General features: G+C 55.6%; 24 protein-coding genes. 13 read left to right on the forward strand and 11 right to left on the reverse strand.

Annotated elements, in window-relative coordinates:
- Positions 1 to 5: 5 nt before the first annotated feature.
- Both V2S86_RS24190 and V2S86_RS24195 read right to left on the reverse strand, forming a co-directional pair.
- A complete protein-coding gene (locus V2S86_RS24190; protein WP_330764470.1) occupies positions 6 to 1097 on the reverse strand; it encodes a glycosyltransferase family 9 protein in 1092 nt (363 codons plus the stop codon).
- Position 1098: 1 nt separating this feature from the next.
- Positions 1099 to 2055 carry a polysaccharide deacetylase family protein gene (locus V2S86_RS24195; RefSeq protein ID WP_330764471.1) on the reverse strand — a complete coding sequence of 319 codons (957 nt, stop codon included), beginning with the start codon at positions 2053 to 2055 and terminating at the stop codon, positions 1099 to 1101.
- A 212-nt stretch (positions 2056 to 2267) separates the two neighbouring features.
- Here V2S86_RS24195 and rfaQ point away from each other — a divergent pair, with 212 nt between their 5' ends.
- The 3 genes from rfaQ to V2S86_RS24210 are packed head-to-tail and all read left to right on the forward strand — an operon-like array spanning position 2268 to position 5574.
- Positions 2268 to 3350: a putative lipopolysaccharide heptosyltransferase III gene (gene rfaQ / locus V2S86_RS24200; RefSeq protein ID WP_330764472.1), complete on the forward strand. Its 1083-nt coding sequence runs from the start codon at positions 2268 to 2270 to the stop codon at positions 3348 to 3350.
- Positions 3347 to 4474 carry a glycosyltransferase family 4 protein gene (locus V2S86_RS24205; protein WP_330764473.1) on the forward strand — a complete coding sequence of 376 codons (1128 nt, stop codon included), beginning with the start codon at positions 3347 to 3349 and terminating at the stop codon, positions 4472 to 4474. The genes rfaQ and V2S86_RS24205 overlap by 4 nt, the downstream gene beginning before the upstream one ends.
- Before the next feature lie 2 nt (positions 4475 to 4476).
- Positions 4477 to 5574, forward strand: a complete 1098-nt coding sequence (locus V2S86_RS24210; RefSeq protein WP_330764474.1) for a glycosyltransferase — start codon at positions 4477 to 4479, stop codon at positions 5572 to 5574.
- A 32-nt stretch (positions 5575 to 5606) separates the two neighbouring features.
- Here V2S86_RS24210 and V2S86_RS24215 read toward each other — a convergent pair whose 3' ends face one another.
- Complete coding sequence (locus V2S86_RS24215) at positions 5607 to 6620, reverse strand: glycosyltransferase family 9 protein (RefSeq protein WP_330764503.1); 1014 nt, start codon at positions 6618 to 6620, stop codon at positions 5607 to 5609.
- A 125-nt stretch (positions 6621 to 6745) separates the two neighbouring features.
- Here V2S86_RS24215 and waaA point away from each other — a divergent pair, with 125 nt between their 5' ends.
- Genes waaA through coaD form a run of 3 tightly spaced genes read left to right on the forward strand, consistent with a single transcriptional unit; the run spans position 6746 to position 9286 of the window.
- Positions 6746 to 8023: a lipid IV(A) 3-deoxy-D-manno-octulosonic acid transferase gene (gene waaA / locus V2S86_RS24220; protein WP_330764475.1), complete on the forward strand. Its 1278-nt coding sequence runs from the start codon at positions 6746 to 6748 to the stop codon at positions 8021 to 8023.
- Positions 8024 to 8797 (forward strand): glycosyltransferase family 2 protein, encoded by a 774-nt coding sequence (locus V2S86_RS24225; RefSeq protein WP_330764476.1) that lies wholly within the window; start codon positions 8024 to 8026, stop codon positions 8795 to 8797. It begins immediately after the preceding gene.
- A 3-nt stretch (positions 8798 to 8800) separates the two neighbouring features.
- Positions 8801 to 9286, forward strand: coding sequence for a pantetheine-phosphate adenylyltransferase (gene coaD / locus V2S86_RS24230; protein ID WP_330764477.1), 486 nt, complete (start codon positions 8801 to 8803; stop codon positions 9284 to 9286).
- Here the strand turns inward: coaD and mutM are convergent, their stop codons facing one another.
- From mutM to radC, 4 genes are all read right to left on the reverse strand, one after another.
- The gene (gene mutM / locus V2S86_RS24235; protein ID WP_330764478.1) at positions 9287 to 10096 is read right to left on the reverse strand and encodes a bifunctional DNA-formamidopyrimidine glycosylase/DNA-(apurinic or apyrimidinic site) lyase; all 810 of its coding nucleotides are present in this window, start codon (positions 10094 to 10096) and stop codon (positions 9287 to 9289) included.
- A 79-nt stretch (positions 10097 to 10175) separates the two neighbouring features.
- Positions 10176 to 10343 (reverse strand): 50S ribosomal protein L33, encoded by a 168-nt coding sequence (gene rpmG / locus V2S86_RS24240; protein WP_002208990.1) that lies wholly within the window; start codon positions 10341 to 10343, stop codon positions 10176 to 10178.
- Positions 10344 to 10354: 11 nt separating this feature from the next.
- A complete protein-coding gene (gene rpmB / locus V2S86_RS24245) occupies positions 10355 to 10591 on the reverse strand; it encodes a 50S ribosomal protein L28 (protein WP_004931195.1) in 237 nt (78 codons plus the stop codon).
- 263 nt (positions 10592 to 10854) lie between these two features.
- On the reverse strand, positions 10855 to 11538 hold the full coding sequence (radC, locus tag V2S86_RS24250; protein ID WP_311995433.1) for a RadC family protein: 684 nt from the start codon (positions 11536 to 11538) through the stop codon (positions 10855 to 10857).
- A gap of 181 nt (positions 11539 to 11719) precedes the next feature.
- On the opposite strand from radC, the gene coaBC reads away from it, so the two are divergent.
- The 3 genes from coaBC to slmA all read left to right on the forward strand — a co-directional run bounded on the left by coaBC (position 11720) and on the right by slmA (position 14420).
- Positions 11720 to 12937 (forward strand): bifunctional phosphopantothenoylcysteine decarboxylase/phosphopantothenate--cysteine ligase CoaBC, encoded by a 1218-nt coding sequence (coaBC, locus tag V2S86_RS24255; protein WP_330764479.1) that lies wholly within the window; start codon positions 11720 to 11722, stop codon positions 12935 to 12937.
- Positions 12915 to 13373 (forward strand): dUTP diphosphatase, encoded by a 459-nt coding sequence (gene dut / locus V2S86_RS24260; RefSeq protein WP_330764480.1) that lies wholly within the window; start codon positions 12915 to 12917, stop codon positions 13371 to 13373. The genes coaBC and dut overlap by 23 nt, the downstream gene beginning before the upstream one ends.
- A gap of 450 nt (positions 13374 to 13823) precedes the next feature.
- A complete protein-coding gene (slmA, locus tag V2S86_RS24265; protein ID WP_006320137.1) occupies positions 13824 to 14420 on the forward strand; it encodes a nucleoid occlusion factor SlmA in 597 nt (198 codons plus the stop codon).
- Between the two features lie 47 nt (positions 14421 to 14467).
- Here slmA and pyrE read toward each other — a convergent pair whose 3' ends face one another.
- Together pyrE and rph are read right to left on the reverse strand one after the other, a co-directional pair.
- Entirely contained in the window at positions 14468 to 15109 is a 642-nt protein-coding gene (gene pyrE / locus V2S86_RS24270; RefSeq protein ID WP_004953362.1) for an orotate phosphoribosyltransferase, read from the reverse strand.
- A 98-nt stretch (positions 15110 to 15207) separates the two neighbouring features.
- Positions 15208 to 15924 carry a ribonuclease PH gene (rph, locus tag V2S86_RS24275; protein ID WP_004953365.1) on the reverse strand — a complete coding sequence of 239 codons (717 nt, stop codon included), beginning with the start codon at positions 15922 to 15924 and terminating at the stop codon, positions 15208 to 15210.
- A 126-nt stretch (positions 15925 to 16050) separates the two neighbouring features.
- Here rph and V2S86_RS24280 point away from each other — a divergent pair, with 126 nt between their 5' ends.
- Positions 16051 to 16914 (forward strand): YicC/YloC family endoribonuclease, encoded by an 864-nt coding sequence (locus V2S86_RS24280; protein WP_330764481.1) that lies wholly within the window; start codon positions 16051 to 16053, stop codon positions 16912 to 16914.
- A gap of 419 nt (positions 16915 to 17333) precedes the next feature.
- Positions 17334 to 18518, forward strand: coding sequence for a NupC/NupG family nucleoside CNT transporter (locus V2S86_RS24285; RefSeq protein ID WP_006328931.1), 1185 nt, complete (start codon positions 17334 to 17336; stop codon positions 18516 to 18518).
- Between the two features lie 30 nt (positions 18519 to 18548).
- Here V2S86_RS24285 and V2S86_RS24290 read toward each other — a convergent pair whose 3' ends face one another.
- Positions 18549 to 18983, reverse strand: a complete 435-nt coding sequence (locus V2S86_RS24290; protein WP_330764482.1) for a DUF3574 domain-containing protein — start codon at positions 18981 to 18983, stop codon at positions 18549 to 18551.
- Positions 18984 to 19275: 292 nt separating this feature from the next.
- On the opposite strand from V2S86_RS24290, the gene V2S86_RS24295 reads away from it, so the two are divergent.
- The gene (locus V2S86_RS24295) at positions 19276 to 19893 is read left to right on the forward strand and encodes a trimeric intracellular cation channel family protein (RefSeq protein ID WP_330764483.1); all 618 of its coding nucleotides are present in this window, start codon (positions 19276 to 19278) and stop codon (positions 19891 to 19893) included.
- A gap of 6 nt (positions 19894 to 19899) precedes the next feature.
- Here the strand turns inward: V2S86_RS24295 and V2S86_RS24300 are convergent, their stop codons facing one another.
- Entirely contained in the window at positions 19900 to 20793 is an 894-nt protein-coding gene (locus V2S86_RS24300; protein WP_330764484.1) for a LysR family transcriptional regulator, read from the reverse strand.
- 116 nt (positions 20794 to 20909) lie between these two features.
- On the opposite strand from V2S86_RS24300, the gene V2S86_RS24305 reads away from it, so the two are divergent.
- Positions 20910 to 22463 (forward strand): MFS transporter, encoded by a 1554-nt coding sequence (locus tag V2S86_RS24305; protein WP_330764485.1) that lies wholly within the window; start codon positions 20910 to 20912, stop codon positions 22461 to 22463.
- The last annotated feature ends 4 nt before the right edge of the window (positions 22464 to 22467 follow it).

The following is a 22467-nucleotide window of genomic DNA, read 5'->3' on the forward strand; positions in this document are numbered from 1 at the left end:
CACGATTAACTCAACGACAGATGATCCACCACCTCAGCATAAATGCGCTGCGGTTGGATTACACCCATCGGGCTTTCTGCTTCCAGCGGCATTGTGTAACCGGTGCGGGAAACCTGAATAATCCGATGAAGTTCAGGATCCTGAATCGGGCCGGTAGAACGTGAATCCGCCGTGACAAACAGGCTGATGGTTTTTACCTTCAGCGCCACCGCCAGATGCAGAGGCCCAGTATCACCGGTGATCAGCACGTGGAAGCTGTCGATCAGCGTCAACAGCGCCTGCAATCCCGTTTTACCAATCCGGTTGTCCACACAAGCCCGGGTTTCCGGGTTCACCTGGCTCAGGAACTGTTGCGCTTTCCCCTCATCAAAAGGGCCGCCAATCAGCACAATACGCACATTGGCGTGTTTGGCCACCAGCTCGTCGGCCAGTCGTACGAAATGCGAGACCGGCCAGCAGCGTGACTCGGTAGAGGCTCCCAGCTGAAAACCAATAGTACAGTGCTCGCTACTTTTGATGCCCGGCTGATAAGGCGCAGGGATTTCCATGGTGGGATCGTCACTGCGACAACCCAAAACTGAAATCAGCTCCAGCTTGCGGCGAATAAAATGACCGTAATAATGGAAGATATAATTGGTCAGCCAGGGTTCAAGCCCGCAAATCCCGGAGCTGTAGTTATCCCGGATAATATATTTGGCGCCGGATAATACCGCGCTGATGATGTCGTACGGCAGATGTGAATGCAGGATCAGCGCCAAATCAGGCTGATGTTCGCGCAATGACTTCAACAACGGACGCATGGTTTTTATTTTACTGTCCCAATACACTACGCGATCGTAGTAACGGCCGTTTTCCACCAGTTCCTGATTCTTCTTGTGCACTACCAGCGTAATATGTGCATCGGGATAGCGCTCCCGCATCGCCCGCAGCGCGGGGGTGTTGAACATAAAATCGCCCAACGCCGTGGTCGAATAGATGACGATATTGTCAAACTGCAGCCGACTGTCGAAAGTCGCCTTATCCTGGAAACGGCCAAACTTTGCGGTATAACGTCGCAAAAACCAATCCGCGACCTTAATTTTCCATTTTTTCGACATGTCAGTTCACTTTAAGTTGATAGTATTCAGCCAGCGTCATGCCGACCGTACGCTGTTGCAGCCAGGCGAACAGCTGCTCCAAATCGCGGTACAACACGTCAATATCCTGCCCGGTTTTAAACGTCGGGCTGCCGCCGGGCATAAACTCGGAAGAGTGGAGCATAAATTCAACGTAATCATGCCCCTGCGCCAAACAACGCTCAACCACCCGCTGCATTTTTTCCAGATTGCCGCCGCTTGGCCGCAGCCAGTTTACCGACGGCGAACGCTGCTTGCCGCGCAACCGATCATAACCCTGCTTGATCGTATTCATCAGCGGCGAATGCTTATACTGGATGCTCATCGGCACTTCCAGCAGCGTTGAGGTGCCTGCTTCGGCGATATTTTCCGGATCGATAAAATAGGCCTGTGACGGGAAGTGCCGGTAGTCGGTGCCGCCATTCCCTTGCGGGTTGCCCGGCGAATATTGCCAGTTGACGCGTGGCGTGACCGAGCAATCTACCTGATAGCCGTATTCCAGCAACAACGCCGCATAATACTCGTTAAACGCCCAGCGCCCGGCACGGTGGCTGAGCATTTTGGTCTGGAAAGCATCTTCCAGCAGTTTGGTCATATGATCGACCTTGGCGCGAATTTGATCGGCCGGGTATTCGATCAGATAAGGTTTGTGCCGCCAGTCATCGTCGGTCAACGGCGTCAGGGGCGGGCTGTTCCAGGCGTGCAGGTGCATGCCTACCTCCCCGGTACCGCGCGCAATCACATCGCGGGCAAACTCGACATATTCGACGTCTACCGCCATTTCATAGTTGGTGAGATACACCGGCTTGAAGCCATATTTCTCACACAACGCCTGAAAGCGCGGCAAAAAGCGCGTGTTTTCGGTCGAAATACGATCGTGGTTTTGCCACAGATTGTCGCCTTCGGTATCAATGGTGATGAGAAACGCCGGTTTGGTCATAAATATCGGGCCTGATATCAACAGAATGCATATATGTTACGCAGGGCGTTTCGCCAGGGCAAACGACTTTGCTGCCTGGTTTGGACAACGTTGAAGGCCTTTTGTCTCTCCTTCACGCTATTTTTTCACTTCGCGGCAAGAAAACCGTGCAACAGTAGCCACATGCGATCGGGTCATTTAGAATCAAAGATTGGTTTCCCTGAAAGCGACTCATGATGAACGACGCGCCAGCCCTAGCTCCTGATACTTCAATACAGCGTATTCTGATCGTTAAACTTCGCCATCACGGCGACATGTTGCTGGTCACTCCGGTCATCAATACCCTGCAGCAAAACTACCCGCAGGCGCAGATCGACGTGCTGCTGTATAAAGAAACCCAGGATATGCTGGCCAGCCACCCGGCGCTGTCGAATATCTTCGTTATCGATCGCCAGTGGAAAAAACAGGGTACGAAAGCCCATCTGCGCCACGAGCTTACTCTGATCCGGCAGCTCAAAAACCAAGACTACGATCTGGTGGTCAATCTGGCCGATCAGTGGCGTAGCGCCATTATCGCCCGCCTGACCGGAGCGCGTATTCGGCTGGGGTTCGATTTTCCCAAGCGGCGAGGCTTCTTATGGCGCCATTGCCACACGCATTTGGTGCCGGTAAGCGATCACGCGCGGCTGCATACCGTTGAGCAGAATCTGTCGCTGTTACAACCGCTCGGCCTGCCCGCCCTCAGCCAGCAGGTGACCATGAGCTATCCGTCGCAGGACTGGCAGATTTGCGAACAGCTGTTACGGCAACAGGGCATTAGCGGCGATTATATCGTGGTACAACCCACGTCCCGTTGGTTCTTCAAATGCTGGAGCGAAGAAAAAATGGCCGCCACCGTCAGCGCGTTGCAGGCCGACGGCCACCGGTTGGTGATCACCTCGGGGCCGGACACAAAAGAGCGGGAAATGGTGGAGCGCATTCTGGCACTCTGTCCCCCGCAGGGCATAGTTTCTCTGGCCGGCCAGTTAACGCTGCGTCAGCTTGCCGCCCTGATCGACCACGCTAAACTGTTTATCGGTGTAGATTCGGTGCCCATGCACATGGCCGCTGCGCTGCAGACCCCCTGCATTGCGCTGTTTGGCCCTTCCAAACTGGTGTTTTGGCGCCCATGGCAGGTTAACGGCTGCGTGATATGGGCCGGCGACTTCGGAACCCTGCCCGATCCGGACGCCATCAATACCGGCACTGATGAACGTTACCTGGACCTTATACCTACAGACGCGGTGATTGCAGCCGCGCGGAGCCAGCTAGCATGAAAGCATTTCGTTTGGCGATCGTTCGTCAAAAGTACCGCCCGGACGGTGGAGCGGAGCGTTTCGTCTCACGCGCCCTGGAAGCGCTGGAGCAGCAGGATCTCGAACTGAACGTTATCACCCGCGAATGGCAGGGTGACACCCATCCGAACTGGCATATTCATTTGTGCAATCCGATAAAGCTTGGCCGCATCAGCCGTGAACGCGGCTTTGCCGAGGCCGCCAGAGCGCTATGGCAGAAAGAGAAATTCGATCTGGTGCAGAGCCACGAACGTATTCCCGGCTGCGATATTTACCGCGCCGGTGATGGCGTGCACCGCCGCTGGCTGTTGCAGAGAGCGCGCTTGCTGCCCGAATGGCGCCGCAAATGGCTGTTTTCCAACCGCTATCACCGTTACGTAATGTGCGCGGAACGTGCGATGTATGCCGCACCGGAACTGAAAGCGGTCATCTGCAACGCAGAAATGATTAAGCAGGAGATCATCGACGACTTTGGGGTGCCGGCCGATAAAATCACGGTGATCTACAACGCCATCGATAATCAAAAATTTCTGCCCGCCACGCTCGATCAGCGGCAACAATTACGCCGGCAATACCAGATCCCTCAACAGGCGCACTGCCTGATTTTTGTTGGCTCCGGCTTTGAACGCAAAGGGCTGACCGCCGCCATCCGCGCCGTCGCGGCCACGGACAGTTATCTGCTGGTCGTCGGTAAAGACAAGGCTGAAAAGCGCTATCAGGCGCTGGCACAGTCGCTGGGATGCGGCGATCGGGTGCGGTTTATGGGCGTGCAAAAACAGACGCTGCCGTTCTATCAGGTGGCTGATGCCCTGCTGCTGCCCACGCTGTACGACCCGTTCCCCAATGTGATTCTGGAAGCAATGTCCTGCGGCCTGCCGGTCATCACCAGCACCACCTGCGGCGGCGCGGAATTTATCGTCCAGGGGGAAAACGGCTTCGTGACCGATGCGCTGGATGTTCCCGCCCTGGTCGCGGCGATCAAAGCATTGCCTCGTCAGGCATTGGGCTCGTCTATGGGCGAAGCCGCGAGGTCGCGTATTATGTCTGCCACCCCGGCGCACCTGTCGGAACAGCTGATCTCCCTCTATAACCGGTTGCTGGATTAACGATGCGTATTCTGATGATTATCGACGGCCTGCCCGGCGGCGGCGCAGAAAAAGTGGTGCTGACACTGTGTCAGGGCATGCGGCAAATGGGCAATGACGTCAGCCTGATTTCGCTTCGCGACGTCTGTAACTACCCTATCCCTCCTGGCGTTCATTATCAGGTGGTGGCGGATCGCAGCCGCTCACCCTGGCGCAAACTGACCGAACTGTCGCGCCGCGCCGCCGCGTTGGATCGGGTGATTGCCGACAACGAACGCCGGCAGGGCGCCTATGATTTGGTGTTCTCGAACCTGCATAAAACCGATCGCATCGTCAGCCGCAGCAAGCTGCTCTCTTCGGATCGCCTGTGGTTTTGCATCCACGGCATGCTATCGACCTCTTATCTCGGTCATCGCAAGGGCCTGGATCGTTGGTTGAAACAGCGGAAAATCGCCGGCGTTTACCAGAGCCAAAATATCGTTGTCGTCTCGAAAGCCGTCGGTGAAGACCTGCAACAAAACCTGGCTATCCGCCCGAACCGGTTGGCGGTAATCAACAACCCGTTTGATATTGCCGCCATCGAACAACAGGCGGCAGAACCCTGTGAGCTGGCAGGCCAGGAGTATCTGGTACACGTCGGGCGCTTTCATCCGCACAAGCGGCACGATCGCCTGCTGAAAGCCTATGCGCAGTCGGGCATACAGGCGCCGCTGGCACTGATTGGCGCCGGTAGCGAAGCCAACGTAGGGGAAGTGAAACAGCTGGCAAGCCAGTTGGGTATCGCCGACCGCGTACTGTTCCTCGGTTTCCAGGCCAACCCTTATCCGTTTATTCGGCACGCGTCGTTGTTGGTGCTCAGTTCCGACAGCGAAGGCTTTGGCAATGTGCTGGTGGAGGCATTGCTATGCGGCACGCCGGTGGTCAGTACAAGCTGCCCGGGTGGACCTGCGGAAATTCTGGAAAATGCCGGAATGGGTAGTGCACTGGCGGAACTCAATGAAAAATCGCTGGCAGAAAAAATGGCGAAAATTTACGCCCAACCGCCTGCAATTAATCACCAACAGTTGCTGAACTACGGGCTTGAACCTATTTGCCAGAGCTATTTGTCACTTAAGAAATAAATAAGGCAGGGGATCCCCTGCCCTTATTTTAATTAATCGAACGTTTTTAGCTTTTGCCAGACATCATCAACAGTGACATCAATACAATCACCCGATTCGGTTTGCAGAATATGATAACGCCCAGTCCATGGGTGCCAGGATTCTTTATCCGTATCGCCAAAGAACACCACCATATCTTTATTCAACGCCGCAGCCAGATGCATCTGCCCGCCGTCGCTGCACAACACCCTGTCGCATAAATCAAAACCGGCGAGTAATTCCCGCACCGAGGCCGTCGGGTAAAGCGCCACGCGTTCATTCTGGCACAGCGCCAACAGCTGTTCTGCACGTTTTTGGTCACCGATATCGTCAGGCGTCAGCGTGCCTTGCGGGGACCAGAAAATCAGCACGGCGGTGTTTTGATCGGCGACTAAGCGATTGATAATTTCAGCATAGCGCTCTATCGGCCAGCGACGTTTAGGGCTGCGACTACTGATATGGACCGCGCAAACTCGCCCGACCGGCGGCAAGAGTTTCTGCAAACGTTGCGCCGCCTGTTGGCGCTCTTCCGGGGTCAGGAACACCCGGACCGGCGGGATCGGGATGCGCTGATCGGTAATCGCCGATAAGTAGCTGTAGGTATGCTCTACCTGATGCTTGCCGCTGAAATCTTGCTTACGGAAAGGATGATGAATATCAGTCGTGCCTAAATCTGCGCCAATAATATTGCTTACCCCCGCCATTTTCGCCAAACGCAGGCTGTACTTGCAAGGAACCGGATTGGCCAGGATCGCCGCGTCGAATTTTATTTTACGCAGCTTAAGAAAAATCATCAGACGTTCGAAATAAACCCCTAATGTGGTTTCATTTTTCGTCTTGTGCTTTGCCTTTTTATAGACAAAAACCTTTTCAAGGTGCGGATTGTTTTTAACAACATCCTGGCTGACTTTATTGATTAACAGATAAAGTTTGGCATCCGGATAGGCAATTTTCACCCCTTCAATCAGAGGAGTCGTACAAACAAGATCGCCAATATTGTCGCGGCGAATAATTAAAATATTCTTCATTCCAAGCCTATCAGCGAAATCTCTCGCTTGTTGTCTGAAACTGACACCAAAGGTTACCAAATTAGCGCCTTTCCCTTGCGGTTATGGTACTATTCTGACTAACCCATATAAATGAAATTGATAGAATGTTGCTGCGTTTATATCAGGTACTACTCTACCTCATCCAACCCCTGATCTGGCTCCGCTTACTGTTGCGCAGCCGCAAAGCTCCAGCCTACCGTAAACGCTGGGCAGAACGCTATGGCTTCTGCGCCGGAAAAGTGGTGCCGGGCGGCATCATGCTGCACTCCGTCTCCGTGGGGGAAACGCTGGCCGCCATCCCGTTGGTCCGCGCGCTACGCCACCGCTATCCCTATTTACCGATTACTGTGACCACGATGACGCCAACAGGTTCAGAGCGCGTTCAGTCCGCTTTCGGTAAAGACGTTCATCATGTTTATCTGCCTTACGACCTGCCCGGCTCCATGCGCCGTTTTCTCGATCAGGTGAATCCCAAGCTGGTTATCGTCATGGAAACCGAGCTGTGGCCAAATCTGATTAACGCGCTGCATCAGCGCCAGATCCCGCTGGTGATCGCCAACGCACGCCTTTCTGCCCGATCTGCAGCCGGTTATAAAAAAATCGGCGGTTTTGTCCGCGACATGCTGCGCCGCATCACGCTGATCGCAGCGCAAAATCAGGAAGATGGCGAACGTTTTATCGAACTTGGCCTGAAGCGCTCACAGCTGACCGTGACCGGCAGCCTGAAATTCGACATTTCCGTCACTCCCGAGCTGGCTGCGCGCGCGATCACGTTACGCCGCCAATGGGCACCGCGTCGCCCGGTGTGGATCGCGACCAGCACCCATGAAGGTGAAGAAACCATTCTGCTGGCGGCGCACCGCAAGTTACTGGAAAAGCACCCCGACTTGCTGCTGATTCTGGTGCCGCGTCATCCTGAGCGTTTCCCTACCGCCAAAGAACTGGTGCAGAAAGCCGGTTTCAGCTACACCCTGCGCAGCAGCGGTGAAATCCCTTCCGGCAGCACCCAGGTGGTAATTGGCGATACCATGGGCGAACTGATGCTGCTGTACGGCATTGCCGATCTGGCCTTTGTCGGCGGCAGCCTGGTAGAACGCGGCGGGCATAATCCGCTGGAGGCCGCAGCACACGCAATTCCGGTGCTGATGGGGCCGCATATCTTCAACTTCAAGGATATCTGCGCCAAGCTGTCGCAGGCCGAAGGGCTGATCACCGTGACCGACGAAGACTCTCTGGTCAAGGAAGTCGCCACCCTGCTCACCGACGAAGACTATCGCCGCTATTACGGCCGCCACGCAGTGGAGGTGCTGTATCAGAATCAGGGAGCGCTGCAGCGCCTGCTGCAGCTGCTGGAACCGCATCTGCCGCCACGGAGCCATTAAATGAGCCACCGCAAAAGCCTGTCGGTGGTGATCATCGCCAAGAACGAAGCCGGGCTGCTGCCGGATTGCCTGCACTCTGTGGCCTGGGCGGATGAAGTCGTCATTCTCGATTCAGGCAGCCAGGATGACAGCATCGCCATTGCCGAAAGCCTCGGCGCCAAAGTGTTCGTCCATACCGACTGGCAGGGCTTCGGCAAACAGCGCCAACGAGCCCAAAGCTACGCCAGCCACGACTATATTCTGATGCTCGACGCCGATGAGCGCGTCACGCCTGAACTGCGCCAGTCAATTGAACAGACGTTGGCCGCACCCGACGACAATCAGGTCTACAGCTGTGCGCGCCGCAACCTGTTCCTTGGGCGTTTTATGCGTCACAGCGGCTGGTATCCGGATCGCGTCAACCGGCTGTACGCCAACCGACGCTATCGCTATAACGACGATCTGGTGCACGAATCGCTCGATATAGGCGCCGCGAAAGTGGTACCCCTCAGCGGCGATCTGCTGCACCTGACCTGTCGCGACTTTTTCGCCTTCCAGCGCAAACAGCTGCGTTATGCCGAAGAATGGGCCAATCAGCGTCATCAGGCCGGCAAGCGCTGCGGTTATTCCTCAATACTGACCCATACGCTCGGCGCCTTCTGCAAAACCTGGCTGCTGCGCGCCGGCTTCCTCGACGGTAAACAGGGGTTGCTGTTAGCCGTGGTCAACGCGCAATATACCTTCAATAAATATGCCGCATTGTGGGCATTGGGCCGCAACTCTTCAGAGAAGTGAATCATGACCAGTAAAGCCATTTATCCCGGTACTTTCGATCCCCTGACCAACGGCCACCTGGATTTGGTGACGCGCGCGTCATTGATGTTCGATCACGTCATTCTGGCCATTGCCGCCAGCCCCAGCAAAAAACCGCTGTTCACGCTGGAAGAACGCGTGGCGTTAGCCACCCAGGTGACATCGCATCTGGATAATGTCGAAGTGTTGGGATTCAGTGAACTGATGGCGCATTTTGCCGCCCATCAAAATGCCAACATTCTGGTGCGCGGCCTGCGTGCGGTCTCTGACTTTGAATATGAATTGCAGTTGGCGAACATGAACCGCCACCTGATGCCAACGCTGGAAAGCGTGTTCCTGATGCCTTCCGAAGAGTGGTCGTTTATCTCTTCCTCTCTGGTGAAGGAAGTGGCGCGCCACGGCGGCGATATAGCACCTTTCCTGCCGGACGTGGTCACCCGGGCACTGATGGAAAAGCTCGCCGCACAATAATCAGCGCTGGCAGCGCCGGCAGAAGAAGGTGCTGCGCTGCCCGTGTTTAGCGGATTCAATCGGCGTGCCGCACGCGCGGCAAGGTTCACCCGCCCGGCCATACACCTGCAACTCCTGCGCGAAATAGCCTGGTTTGCCGTCCGACTGCAGGAAATCGCGCAGCGTGGTGCCACCTTGCTCAATCGAGCGTAGCAATACCGCTTTGATGGTTTCCACCAGCAGTTCAGCTTCCGTTTTGCTCAGCGAGCCGGCCGGACGATCGGGCAGGATCCCGGCGGTAAACAGGGATTCGCTGGCGTAGATATTGCCAACCCCCACGACCAGCTTGTTATCCATCAGCCAGGGTTTGATCAACGTACGCTTGTTGCGTGATTTTTCGTACAGGTAGGCGCCAGTAAAGGCTTCACTCAGCGGTTCCGGCCCAAGATGCGCCAGCACGTTGCTGGTTGCCAGATCGTCACACCACAGCCAGGCGCCAAAACGGCGGGGATCGCTATAACGCAGCGTCATACCGTTACTGATCACCAGATCAACGTGATCGTGCTTACCGGCTTCGGTTTCCTCAGCCAGCATGCGTAGGCTGCCGGACATCCCCAAATGGACGATAATCCAGCCCTGGTCCAGTTCAATCAGCAGATACTTGGCGCGGCGTTGTACGCTGCGTACCGGCCGGTCGCTCAGCGCCAGAATTTGCTCGGAAACAGGCCAGCGCAGCCGCGCATTGCGCACCACAGCATATTGAATGCTATGGCCAACAAGATAAGGTTCAATCCCACGTCGGCTGGTCTCAACTTCTGGTAATTCAGGCATCTGGCACTCTCCCGTCGGTTTCCTACCCTTATAAAACAAAAAACCCGGCCTAAGCCGGGTTTTTATTAATCCACTAAAATTATTTAATTTTAGCTTCTTTGTACAGTACGTGTTGACGGACAACTGGATCGAATTTCTTCAGTTCCAATTTTTCCGGCTTAGTACGCTTGTTCTTCGTGGTGGTATAGAAGTGACCAGTACCAGCAGAAGAAACCAGCTTGATCTTCTCGCGAACACCTTTAGCCATGATGCAGTTCCTTAATACTTCTCACCACGGGCACGCAGATCGGCCAAGACCGTCTCAATACCCTTCTTATCGATAACACGCATACCTTTAGCAGATACACGCAGCGTTACAAAGCGCTTCTCAGCCTCAACCCAAAAACGGTGTGAGTGCAGGTTCGGCAGAAAACGGCGCTTGGTCGCGTTCATTGCGTGGGAACGGTTGTTACCGCTCACCGGGCGCTTGCCAGTAACTTGGCAGACTCGGGACATGTCTATTCTCCAAAAATCAAATCAGCTCGAGCTTCGTATAGGGTATGGCCGCCTCGTCAGGCTTTTAGAGCCCATCTCAGCAAACTCCATACTGAGGAGACTCCCGTCATCAGGTCAGAAACCACACATCAGGTTAGAAACCTGCTGAGATAGGCCCTTACGCCAAACCCAAGATTCTCAAAGGTGGCGTAGTATACGCTCTGAGGCGTAAGTGCTCAAGTCCCGAACAGCTAAAGATCCCTCAAGGATCGCGAAAAAATCGCTTAAAGCCATCCGCGCTCGGCAAAAGAGACGCACTCACCCCGACCTATCACCAAATGATCGAGCACTCGGATCTCCAATAACAGGCAGGCATTAACCACATGCTCTGTTATCAAACGGTCAGCGTGACTGGGCTCAGCCTTACCCGAAGGGTGATTATGCGCCAGAATAATGGCGGCCGCATTAGCCTTCAACGCTTCACGCACAATTTCTCTCGGGTGCACGACGACGCTGCTGATGGTACCAGCAAACATCTCCTGATGGCGAATAACGCGGTGCTGATTGTCTAAAAATAATACCAGAAATACCTCCCGCTCACGGTGCGCCAGCAGGCTTTGCAAATAATGCTGAGTTATTTTTGGGTTGAGCATGGCGTTTTCCTGTGCCAGATGGCTGGAAAAGAAGCGAAACGCCAATTCTGAAATCGCCTGCAGCTGCGCATAACTCGAATTGCCCAATCCTTTGTGGCTGCAGAAAACCTGATGATCCGCCGACATCAGGTGGTACAACGAGCCAAACTGCTCCAACAGTTGCTCCGCCAGTTGCATGACATGCAGACCGGGGAACCCGGTGCGCAGAAAAATGGCCAGCAACTCCACATCGGACAGCGCCGCCGCCCCGTAACGCAGCAACTTTTCCCGGGGCGCCAGCGCTCCCGGCCACAAGGTTATTACCTGACTGCTCATCATCATCCCCCCGAAAGCGTCAAAGCATGCCACGCAGCGCGAAGGGTAACGACAGGTGTTTGATAACATTGCGAAGTGCTACGCAAAGCGTAATGTAACGAGCTGCAGAAGCAGCGGAATCACTCACCTGGCGGGCGGTTATGCTAAAATGGCGCATCTTTCGGTTTTCAATCGGACAATCATGATGACGGGACTTTCCGGCAAACATATTGTGCTTGGCATCAGTGGCGGCATCGCCGCGTACAAATGCCCAGAGCTGGTGCGCCGCCTGCGTGACAGAGGCGCGGAAGTGCGTGTGGTAATGACCAGTGCGGCGAAAGCGTTTATCACGCCGCTGACGCTGCAGGCAGTTTCAGGCTACCCGGTCTCCGACGATCTGCTGGATCCCGCCGCCGAAGCCGCGATGGGCCACATAGAGCTCGGCAAATGGGCAGATTTAGTGATTCTTGCCCCGGCCACCGCCGATTTGCTGGCACGCGTCGCCGCCGGCATGGCCAACGATCTGCTGACGACCCTTTGCCTGGCGACCGACGCGCCGATAGCCGCAGCACCCGCCATGAACCAGCAGATGTATCGCGCCACCGCCACCCAGGCCAATCTGCAAACGCTACAGGCACGCGGCATGTTGCTGTGGGGCCCGGACAGCGGCAGCCAGGCTTGCGGTGACGTTGGCCCTGGCCGCATGCTCGATCCGTTGGACATCGTCGATCTGGCGAACGGTTATTTCTCCGCTTCGCAAGATCTGCAACATTTAAAGATTATGATCACCGCCGGCCCAACGCGTGAAGCGCTGGACCCGGTGCGTTTCATCAGCAACCACAGTTCCGGTAAAATGGGCTTCTCTATCGCCCGGGCCGCCGCCGCACGCGGTGCGCAAGTCACGTTAGTGACCGGGCCGGTCAACCAGCCGACGCCGCCGTGGGTAACCCGGGTAGACGTCGTCAGCGCGCTGGAAATGGAGCAGGCTGTGCAGCAGCGCGCCGCTCAGCAGGATATTTTCATTTCCTGTGCCGCCGTAGCCGATTACCGTGCCGGGCAGATCGCCGGTGAAAAAATAAAAAAACAGGGTGATGAAATCATCCTCAAAATGGTAAAAAACCCCGACATCGTTGCCGGCGTCGCCGCAATGACTAAAAATCGCCCCTTTGTCGTGGGGTTTGCCGCCGAAACCCAGAATGTGGAAGAATACGCGCGACAAAAACTGGCGCGTAAGAAACTGGATTTAATTTGCGCTAACGATGTATCGCTTGCAGAGCACGGGTTTAACAGTGACACCAATGCCTTGCACCTTTTTTGGCAGGATGGAGAAAAGCGCCTGGCGCTGAGCGATAAGGCACTCCTTGGCCAACGTTTAATAGACGAGATAGTCAGCCGTTATGATGAAAAAAATCGACGTTAAAATCCTCGACCCGCGTATCGGACAGGATTTCCCTTTACCGACCTACGCCACTCCAGGTTCAGCCGGCCTCGATCTGCGTGCCTGCCTGGACAGTGCGATTGAACTGGCTCCAGGTGAAACCACGCTGCTGCCTACCGGTCTGGCTATTCACATTGCCGATACCGATCTGGCGGCGGTGATCTTGCCGCGCTCAGGGTTGGGCCATAAGCACGGCGTGGTGTTGGGCAACCTGGTTGGCCTGATCGACTCCGATTATCAGGGCCAACTGATGGTTTCCGTCTGGAACCGCGGTCAGAAATCCTTCACCATTGAACCCGGCGAACGTATCGCGCAAATGGTCTTTGTGCCTGTTGTGCAAGCTGAGTTCAATCTGGTAGAAGAGTTCGACAGCAGCGAACGTGGCGCAGGTGGCTTTGGCCACTCGGGTCGCCACTAAGCGCAGCCCAAGGCTTGATGGCCGGCAGGGAAATGTCGTCCGAAACCTTGCCGCCCAGAGAGAAGGACATTTCTATACCCAAAATAATTGGCGTTGCATCAAGACCGTAAGCAATGAGCTTACTGTGGTAAGTGATTCGGGTGAGTGACAAATCAGCCGGGAGCAGATTTGAACGCTGCTTGCAGCGGCCCCGTCAGGGGTGAGGCCCGGAGATGGGCCGAATAACGCAGCCAACACAGATGCAGCTTCAAGCATGACGGGTATATGGCAAGGTTTGTCCGGCAACGATTACAGCGCACACCAGGTCGCGCGGAGAACACAGGTCGTTAAGGCCGCTGACCCCAGCATCGTAAAAAAAGCTATCACATAAGCCGCACAGAGATCTCTCTGCAATGGCCGGTGCGCGGGTTTCCGAAAGTCTAAGCAGTTTTAGCAAGGGTCTAATCAGACATGGCAGAAAAAGAAAATACCAAAAGGAACCGGCGCGAGGAAATACTGCAGGCGTTAGCCCAGATGCTGGAATCCAGCGACGGCAGCCAGCGTATCACCACCGCGAAGCTGGCCGCTAACGTCGGTGTCTCCGAAGCTGCGTTGTATCGGCATTTTCCCAGCAAAACACGGATGTTCGACAGTCTGATCGAATTTATTGAAGACAGCCTGATAACGCGCATCAACCTGATCCTGCAGGACGAAAAAGAAACCTTTAACCGCCTGCGCCTGATTCTGTTGCTGATTTTGGGGTTTGCCGAACGTAACCCTGGCCTGACGCGCATCATGACCGGCCATGCGTTGATGTTTGAGCAGGATCGCTTGCAGGGCAGGATCAGCCAGCTGTTTGAACGTATAGAGGCGCAACTGCGGCAGGTGCTGAAAGAACGTAAGCTGCGGGAGGGCAAAGGCTTTATCGTGGATGAAACGCTGCTGGCCAGCCAACTGCTGGCCTTCTGCGAAGGCATGCTGTCACGCTACGTGCGCTCCGAGTTCCGTTACCGTCCTACGCAAGACTTCGACGGCCGCTGGCCGCTGCTGGCGGCACAGCTGCAATAAACCGTTGTCAGGCGCGTTTTGGCGCGCCTGACAACGTGAATAGCGCGTTAAACCCCGTACTGTTCACGATAGGCGCGCACCGCCGCCAGACTCGCCGCCATTTCCGGTTTCTCTTCCAGATAAGCAATCAGATCCTTCAGCGTCACGATAGAAATCACCTTACAGTGATAGTCGCGCTCGACTTCCTGAATAGCTGAAATCTCCGCACGCCCGCGTTCCTGACGGTCCAGAGAGATCAACACCCCGGCCAAAGTCGCACCGCTGGCGCCGATGATTTCCATCGATTCGCGGATTGCGGTGCCGGCGGTGATCACATCGTCCACCAACATCACTCGGCCCTGCAGCGGGCTGCCCACCAAAGTGCCGCCTTCACCGTGGGTTTTGGCTTCTTTACGGTTAAAACAGTAAGGCACGTCGCGTTCATGGTGTTCCGCCAGCGCTACCGCCGTGGTGGTGGCGATCGGGATACCTTTGTATGCCGGGCCAAACAGCAGATCAAAATCGATGCCGGAGTCCATCAGCGCTTCGGCGTAGAAGCGTCCTAACAACGCGAGATCACGCCCGGTATTAAACAGGCCGGCATTAAAGAAATACGGGCTGGTACGGCCCGATTTCAGAGTGAACTCACCGAATTTCAATACCTGCTTGTTAAGCGCGAACTCGATAAACTGGCGCTGATAGGCTTTCATTACTGCTTCTCCTCGTCTGGGTCTGTTAGATCTGTCATTACTGCACTGCCGCCCGACCGTCGGGCGTAAAAAAGGCGACTCTTCAGTCGCCTTAAAAATTACTCTGCCAGCGCCGCTTTCTGCGCCTGGAAGATGGTTTCGATGCCCCCTCGGGCCAGCGCCAGCAGCGCCAACAGCTCATCGTGGCTGAAGGGTTCGCCCTCGGCGGTGCCTTGCACCTCGATCATGCGGCCGTCTTCCATCATGACCACGTTCATATCGGTTTCTGCCGCAGAGTCCTCGACGTACTCCAGATCGCACAGCGCTTCGCCCTTGACGATACCGACAGACACCGCAGCCACCAGCCCTTTCATTGGGTTGGCCTTCAGTTTGCCCGCAGCAACCAACGCATTAAGCGCATCAGCCAGCGCTACACAGGCACCGGAAATGGAGGCGGTACGGGTGCCGCCATCGGCCTGCAGCACATCGCAGTCGAGGGTGATGGTGAACTCACCCAGTTTTTTCAGATCGACCGCCGCACGCAGCGAACGGGCGATCAGGCGCTGGATTTCCAGCGTACGGCCGCCCTGCTTGCCTTTTGCGGCCTCGCGAGCGTTACGGCTGTGGGTGGAGCGCGGCAACATGCCGTACTCTGCGGTGATCCAACCCTGGCCCTGACCTTTCAGGAAGCGCGGAACGCCTTCTTCTACCGTGGCGGTGCACAAAACTTTGGTATCGCCAAACTCAACCAGCACTGAGCCTTCAGCGTGTTTGGTATAGTGACGGGTCAGTGTCAGTGGGCGAACTTGTTGTGGTGCTCTGCCTGCAGGACGCATGGGCTCTCTCCGGCTTCTAATCTACGATTGGCTGCGCATTATACGGGCTTCGTGACGTAATGCCTATCCTGCCCGGAGGTCCAACGTTATAATCGTTCCATCTTTTCCTATTACGGGTACGCATCAATGATCCGCAGCATGACCGCCTACGCACGGAGTGAAATCAAGGGTGAATGGGGCAGCGCAGCTTGGGAGCTGCGTTCCGTTAACCAACGCTATCTAGAAACCTACATCCGTTTACCGGAACAATTTCGCAGCCTGGAGCCGGTGATCCGCGAACGTATCCGTGGCCGTCTGACCCGCGGCAAAGTGGAATGCAACCTGCGCTTCGAGCTGGACCCGAGCGCGCAAAGCTCGCTGATCCTGAACGAAAAACTGGCTAAACAGCTGGTTGAAGCCGCCAACTGGGTGAAAATGCAGAGCGATGAAGGGGAAATCGATCCTATCGACGTCTTGCGTTGGCCGGGCGTGATGTCTGCTCAGGAGCAGGATCTGGATGCCATCAGCGCACAGCTGATGCAGGCTCTGGATGACGCACTGGATGATTTCATCACCGCTCGCGAAAGCGAAGGCACCGCGCTGAAAGCCCTGATCGAACAGCGCCTGGACGGCGTCAGCGCCGAAGTGATCAAGGTGCGCGCCCAGATGCCAAACATCCTGCAATGGCAGCGTGAGCGCCTGGTCAGCAAGCTGGAAGAAGCTCAGGTGCAGTTGGAAAACACTCGCCTGGAGCAGGAGCTGGTGTTGATGGCGCAACGTATTGACGTTGCCGAAGAACTGGACCGTCTGGAAGCCCACGTAAAAGAAACGCATAACATCCTGAAGAAGAAAGAAGCCGTGGGCCGCCGCCTCGACTTTATGATGCAGGAGTTTAACCGCGAATCGAACACGCTGGCGTCCAAGTCGATTAATGCCGAAGTCACCACTTCCGCTATCGAACTGAAAGTGCTGATCGAACAAATGCGCGAGCAGATCCAGAATATCGAGTGATGTATTCTTCACGAACCCAAACCCGCGCTATGCGGGTTTTTTTATGAACTAGCCCTATACATACCTGGCCGCCTGCTGCTCGGTAATCAACCCCATTTTTGCAGTTGAACGGCAATGGCCCAAGTGGTGCGCTCAAATTCGCCGCTCAATGCCTCAAGCGTTCCGCCCTCTGCATAGCTCTCCTGCAGCCGCTGTTTTTCTTCCTCTGCCTATGGGAAATATGATTTCGCCGCAGGCATCTCCGCCGTAAAAGCGATGCTTTTACGAAAAACTGCGACGATCACGCAGAGAATGACAATCCATAACTCATACCGGCCGCCCGAAGTATTTTGTTCTAATTATCACGTAAGGTAATGAAAGGCGGGCTAAGCTGTGGCTAAATGTGTTTTTTTCATGCCCGCAAGCCGTACGGACCCTTTATGCCGCAAATTCTGCAATTTATTTTCGCCCTGGTGGTGATCATCGCCCTGGCGTTGCTGGTCAGCAACGATCGCAAGAAAATCCGCCTGCGCTATATTATTCAGCTGTTGGTCATTGAAGGTGCACTCGCCTATTTCTTCCTGCATTCAGAAAGTGGCCTCAGCGTAATCAGACACGTCGCCGGCTTCTTTGAAACGCTGCTGACCTACGCAGCGCAAGGCTCCGACTTTGTTTTCGGTGGCATGAGCAAGGACGGGCTGGCGTTCATTTTCCTGGGGGTTTTGTGCCCGATTATCTTTATTTCCGCGCTAATCGGTATTTTGCAGCACTTTCGTATTTTGCCGTTGATTATCCGCCTGGTCGGCACCCTGCTGTCCAAGGTTAACGGCATGGGCAAGCTGGAGTCTTTCAACGCCGTCAGCACGCTGGTGCTCGGTCAGTCGGAAAACTTTATCGCCTATAAGGGTATTATCGGCGATATTTCGCCGCGCCGTATGTACACCATGGCCGCAACCGCCATGTCGACAGTCTCCATGTCCATCGTTGGCGCCTACATGTCGATGATCGATGCGCAATACGTGGTCGCGGCGCTGATCCTCAATATGTTCAGCACCTTTATCATTCTGTCGATCATCAACCCTTATCAACTGGACGATGAACCTGAGCTGAAGCTGAACAAGCTGCATGAAGATCAGAGTTTCTTTGAAATGCTGGGTGAATACATTCTGGCGGGCTTCAAGATTGCGATGATTATCGCCGCGATGCTGATTGGCTTTATTGCGCTGATCTCTGCGGTGAATGCTCTGTTCTCCGCCGTGTTCGGCATCAGCTTCCAGCAAATTCTGGGCTACGTGTTTTATCCGCTGGCCTGGTTGATCGGCATCCCGGCGCAGGATGCGTTGCGGGCCGGCAGCATCATGGCGACCAAGTTGGTGGCCAATGAATTTGTGGCGATGATCGAGCTGAAGAAAATTGCGGCGGAACTGTCGCCGCGTGGCCTGGGTATTCTGTCCGTGTTCCTGGTCTCCTTTGCCAACTTTGCTTCTATCGGCATCGTCGCCGGGGCGATCAAAGGGCTGAATGAACGACAAGGCAACGTGGTATCCCGCTTTGGCCTGAAACTGGTCTACGGTTCAACGCTGGTCAGCCTGCTCTCGGCAGCCATCGCCGGGTTGGTGCTGTAAGTCAATATCCCGGCTCCGGCCGGGATAACCTCAGAACGCGACGCACACCGGCGCATCAACGCGCATCACCGAATCCTGCGCAAACTGCTGCTTATAGCTGCTGCGCAGCGCCTCGATGTTGGTTTCACTGCCCTTGCCCGGTGTATGGATCAGCATCAATGCCTTGCTGTTCTCGCGCGCCAGCTTGCCATCATTGCCCAGCCACTGCCCTTTGGCATCAAACACCGACAGGCCGTCTTTAAAGCGCGGCGTCACTTGCCGGTCGACAAAACCCTGCCACTCTGCTGCGGTAATCACCGGCCCGGTGGGGCGGTTCAGACCAAAATAAAGCGTAGTCTGGACCATCGGCTCCCCGACACCGCAAACCTTCGTTTTTTGCTGCGCGGCATTCTGCGCCGTGGCGACACAGCCGCTCAACAGTATGGCTGCCGCCAGGCCCGCCGCCAGCATGGGCGTATTTTTCATTTTATATTCCTCGGTGAACAAACCCGTCATCAGCCTTAGAGACATTGCTGATGCGCGGCGTAAAGATAGAATGCAAAAAGCATAGTCAGCAAGAGAAACTAACACGAAATATCTAATGTTTGCATAAGCATTGAAAGGTTAAAAAAGGCTAACCACAAGCCAGATAAAGCAAATAAAGATTAATTAAAGTAATCCGAAATGACATTGGTTAGAAAAACTCAGTGGCAACTTGTCCCGTCGGCGATTACCCTTTTGGCCTTACACTCATTCCCGCCCACCCTGTGAATATCTTATGTTACTGAGCATTCTTTATATCATCGGCATCACCGCCGAAGCCATGACCGGCGCACTGGCCGCCGGCCGCCGCCAGATGGATATGTTTGGCGTGATTATTATCGCTTCGGCCACAGCGATTGGCGGCGGCTCGGTGCGCGATATGCTGCTCGGACACTTTCCGTTGGGGTGGGTCAAACATCCTGAATATATCGTGATTGTCGCCATTGCCGCGATTGTCACTACCTGGGTCGCGCCACTGATGCGCCACTTGCGCCGCCTGTTCCTGGTGCTGGATGCCGTTGGCCTGATTGTATTTTCAATCATCGGGGCTCAGGTCGCTTTGGATATGGGCCACGGCCCTATCATCGCCGCCATTGCGGCTGTCATCACCGGCGTATTCGGTGGCGTGCTGCGCGATATGCTCTGCAACCGCATCCCTCTGGTTTTTCAGAAGGAAATCTATGCCGGTATCTCCTTCGCCGCCGCCTGGTTGTACATCGGCCTGCAACACTTCAGCCTGCCGCACAATCTGGTCGTCATCATCACGTTGGTCGTCGGCCTGAGCGCACGCTTGATCGCCCTCCGCTTTCGTCTGGGGCTGCCGGTATTTAACTACCAGCATCCAGACCATTAATACAGCTCACCTCAGAGGCAACATATGCTGCGCCAGGTAGTCTACAAAAACCCTCACCTTGGGCAGCATATGCCGGCTTGACGGCCACAGGGCTGAGAAAAACCCCTGCTCCTGCGTGTGTTGATCCAACACCGCCACCAGTTGCCCGGCGTTAATGGCCGAACACAGCGTAAAATCCGGCAGGTAAGCGATACCCAATCCTTCCAGGGTGGCGTGGATCAGGGCTTCAATGCTGTTGCAGCTCAGCGTCACCGGGATCCGTTGGGAAACCGGCTCTCCATCAGAAAACAACCTCCACTCCTGCAATTGCTGTCCCCCCGGATAGCGGTAGCGCAGGCAGGCATGGTTGAGCAAATCTTCCGGCCGCTGCGGCACGCCCCGACGCTGTAAATACTCAGGCGCACCCGCCAGTATCAACCGAAACGGCCCCAGCCGCCGGGCCATCAGCCGGGAATCCGCCAGCTCACCGCTGCGCACAGCCACGTCAATTCCCTCGGCTATCAGATCCACCATCCGGTCATTGAAGTCCATGTCCAGCTCAACCTCGGGATAAAGCGCGCTGAAATCCGCAAGCAGAGGTACCAACATTCGATAGCCGATAGCCGGCATGCTCACGCGCAGCTTGCCGCGCGGCGCATCGGAGATCCTCGCCATTTCGGCTTCGGCATTTTCAATTTCGCTGACGATGCGTTGGCAGCGTTCAAAAAACAACGCGCCCTCATCGGTGAGATTGATACGCCGGGTGCTGCGGTTAAACAGCCTGACCCCCAATGATTCCTCAAGCCTGGCCACGCTTTTCCCAACGGCAGAGGCGGATACGCCCAGCCGTTCACCTGCGGCGACAAAACTGCGTAGCTCGGCAGCGCGTACAAAAGCCAATAAGCCACTGAGGCTGTCCATAGGATCTCCAATTAGAGCGTTATTGTCCTTAAAGAGTGGAATATAGCCCCATTTCTGGCCAATTAAATCCACTTTATCATCCATCCCAACCGACAATACTGTCGCTGGAGCTCATCATGAACCATCCTCACCGTCTTCCAGATCCCGATCCGCAGCGCTGGATTATCTTGTTTTCCGTCTGCCTGGCGGGGTTGATCATGCCGATTAACTTTACCGGCCCGGCAGTCTCTTTACCCGCTATCGCCGCCAGCCTGGGGGGCAGCGTAGTCGCCCTCAACTGGGTCACCAACGCCTTTATGCTGACCTTTGGCTGCAGCCTGATGATTGCCGGCGCGCTCGCCGATCGCTTTGGCCGAAAACGCGTGTTCATCAGCGGCCTGGCGGTGCTTACCTTAAGCTCATTGGTTATGCTGATGGTGCAGGACATCATCGCATTTGATTTGATACGTGCGCTGCAGGGTGTTGCCGCAGCAGCGGCGTTTGCCGGAGGAACTGCCGGCCTGGCTCAGGTATTCGATGGAACAGAACGCGCCAAAGCCTTCAGCCTGTTGGGAACCACCTTTGGCATCGGCCTGGCATTTGGCCCGCTGCTGGCCGGTTTTTTGGTACAGCATTTTGGCTGGCACGCGATTTTTATCAGCGTGTCGCTGCTCAGCGCCATAGCCCTGTTCGCCGGTATACGCTATATGCATGAGTCGCGCGATCCTGCAGCGGCCAAACTCGACTGGCCCGGCGCGGCCACCTTTACGCTGGCGCTTACGTTGCTGACTTATGCCGTACTGCAAGCCCCCGACAGCGGTTGGGGCAGCAGTGAAATCATCGCCCTGTTCAGCGGCGCTTTGCTTTCCATGGCAGCATTTATCCTGATCGAGAAACGCGTACGCAGACCGATGCTTGAACTGTCTTTATTCCGCTATCCGCGTTTCGTCGGCGTACAGTTTCTGGCTGCTGCCCCAGCCTATTCCTATGTGGTTCTGCTGGTTTTACTCCCGCTGCGCTTTATTGGCATCGAAGGTTACGGCACCCTGGAGGCGGGTATCGTTATGTTCGCACTCTCAGCGCCAATGCTGATATTGCCGCTGCTGGCAGGCATGTTGGCGCACCGGTTTTCCGCCGGTATCATTTCCAGCCTGGGTTTACTGATCTGCGCCTTCGGCCTGCTATGGCTGGCGCAATATGCGCCTGGGCAACCCTTCCTGCTATTGATCCTGCCGCTGTTGACCATTGGCAGTGGCATCAGCCTGCCCTGGGGATTAATGGACGGACTGGCGGTCAGCGTGGTGCCGAAGGATCGCGCAGGCATGGCCACCGGCATTTTCAGCACTGTCCGCGTGGCGGGCGAAGGCATCGCCCTCGCCGTGGTGGGCGCGCTGCTGGCCGCCTTGGTTGAACAGCATCTGCCGGGTTCTCCTCTGGCCAATGCTGCCGCCGGCGCCCATCGGCTGGCAATGGGTGACCTGCAGCAAGCGGCGGCATTGCTGAACGTCGATACCGCCGCCTTGAAACAGAGCTACGAAGCCGCATTTCATAATCTGTTGTATATTCTGGCGCTAATGACGGCGATTTCAGCAGGCATCGTTTTTATTTTCCTGCGTCATGCCTCACCCTCACCGATCGCCCACACGCGAATAACCGACGTAAATTCCCTGGCTGAGAAACCTACGGAGTAACGAC

This window comes from Serratia sp. C2(1) (genome assembly GCF_036352655.1).
GTDB lineage: Bacteria > Pseudomonadota > Gammaproteobacteria > Enterobacterales > Enterobacteriaceae > Serratia > Serratia inhibens.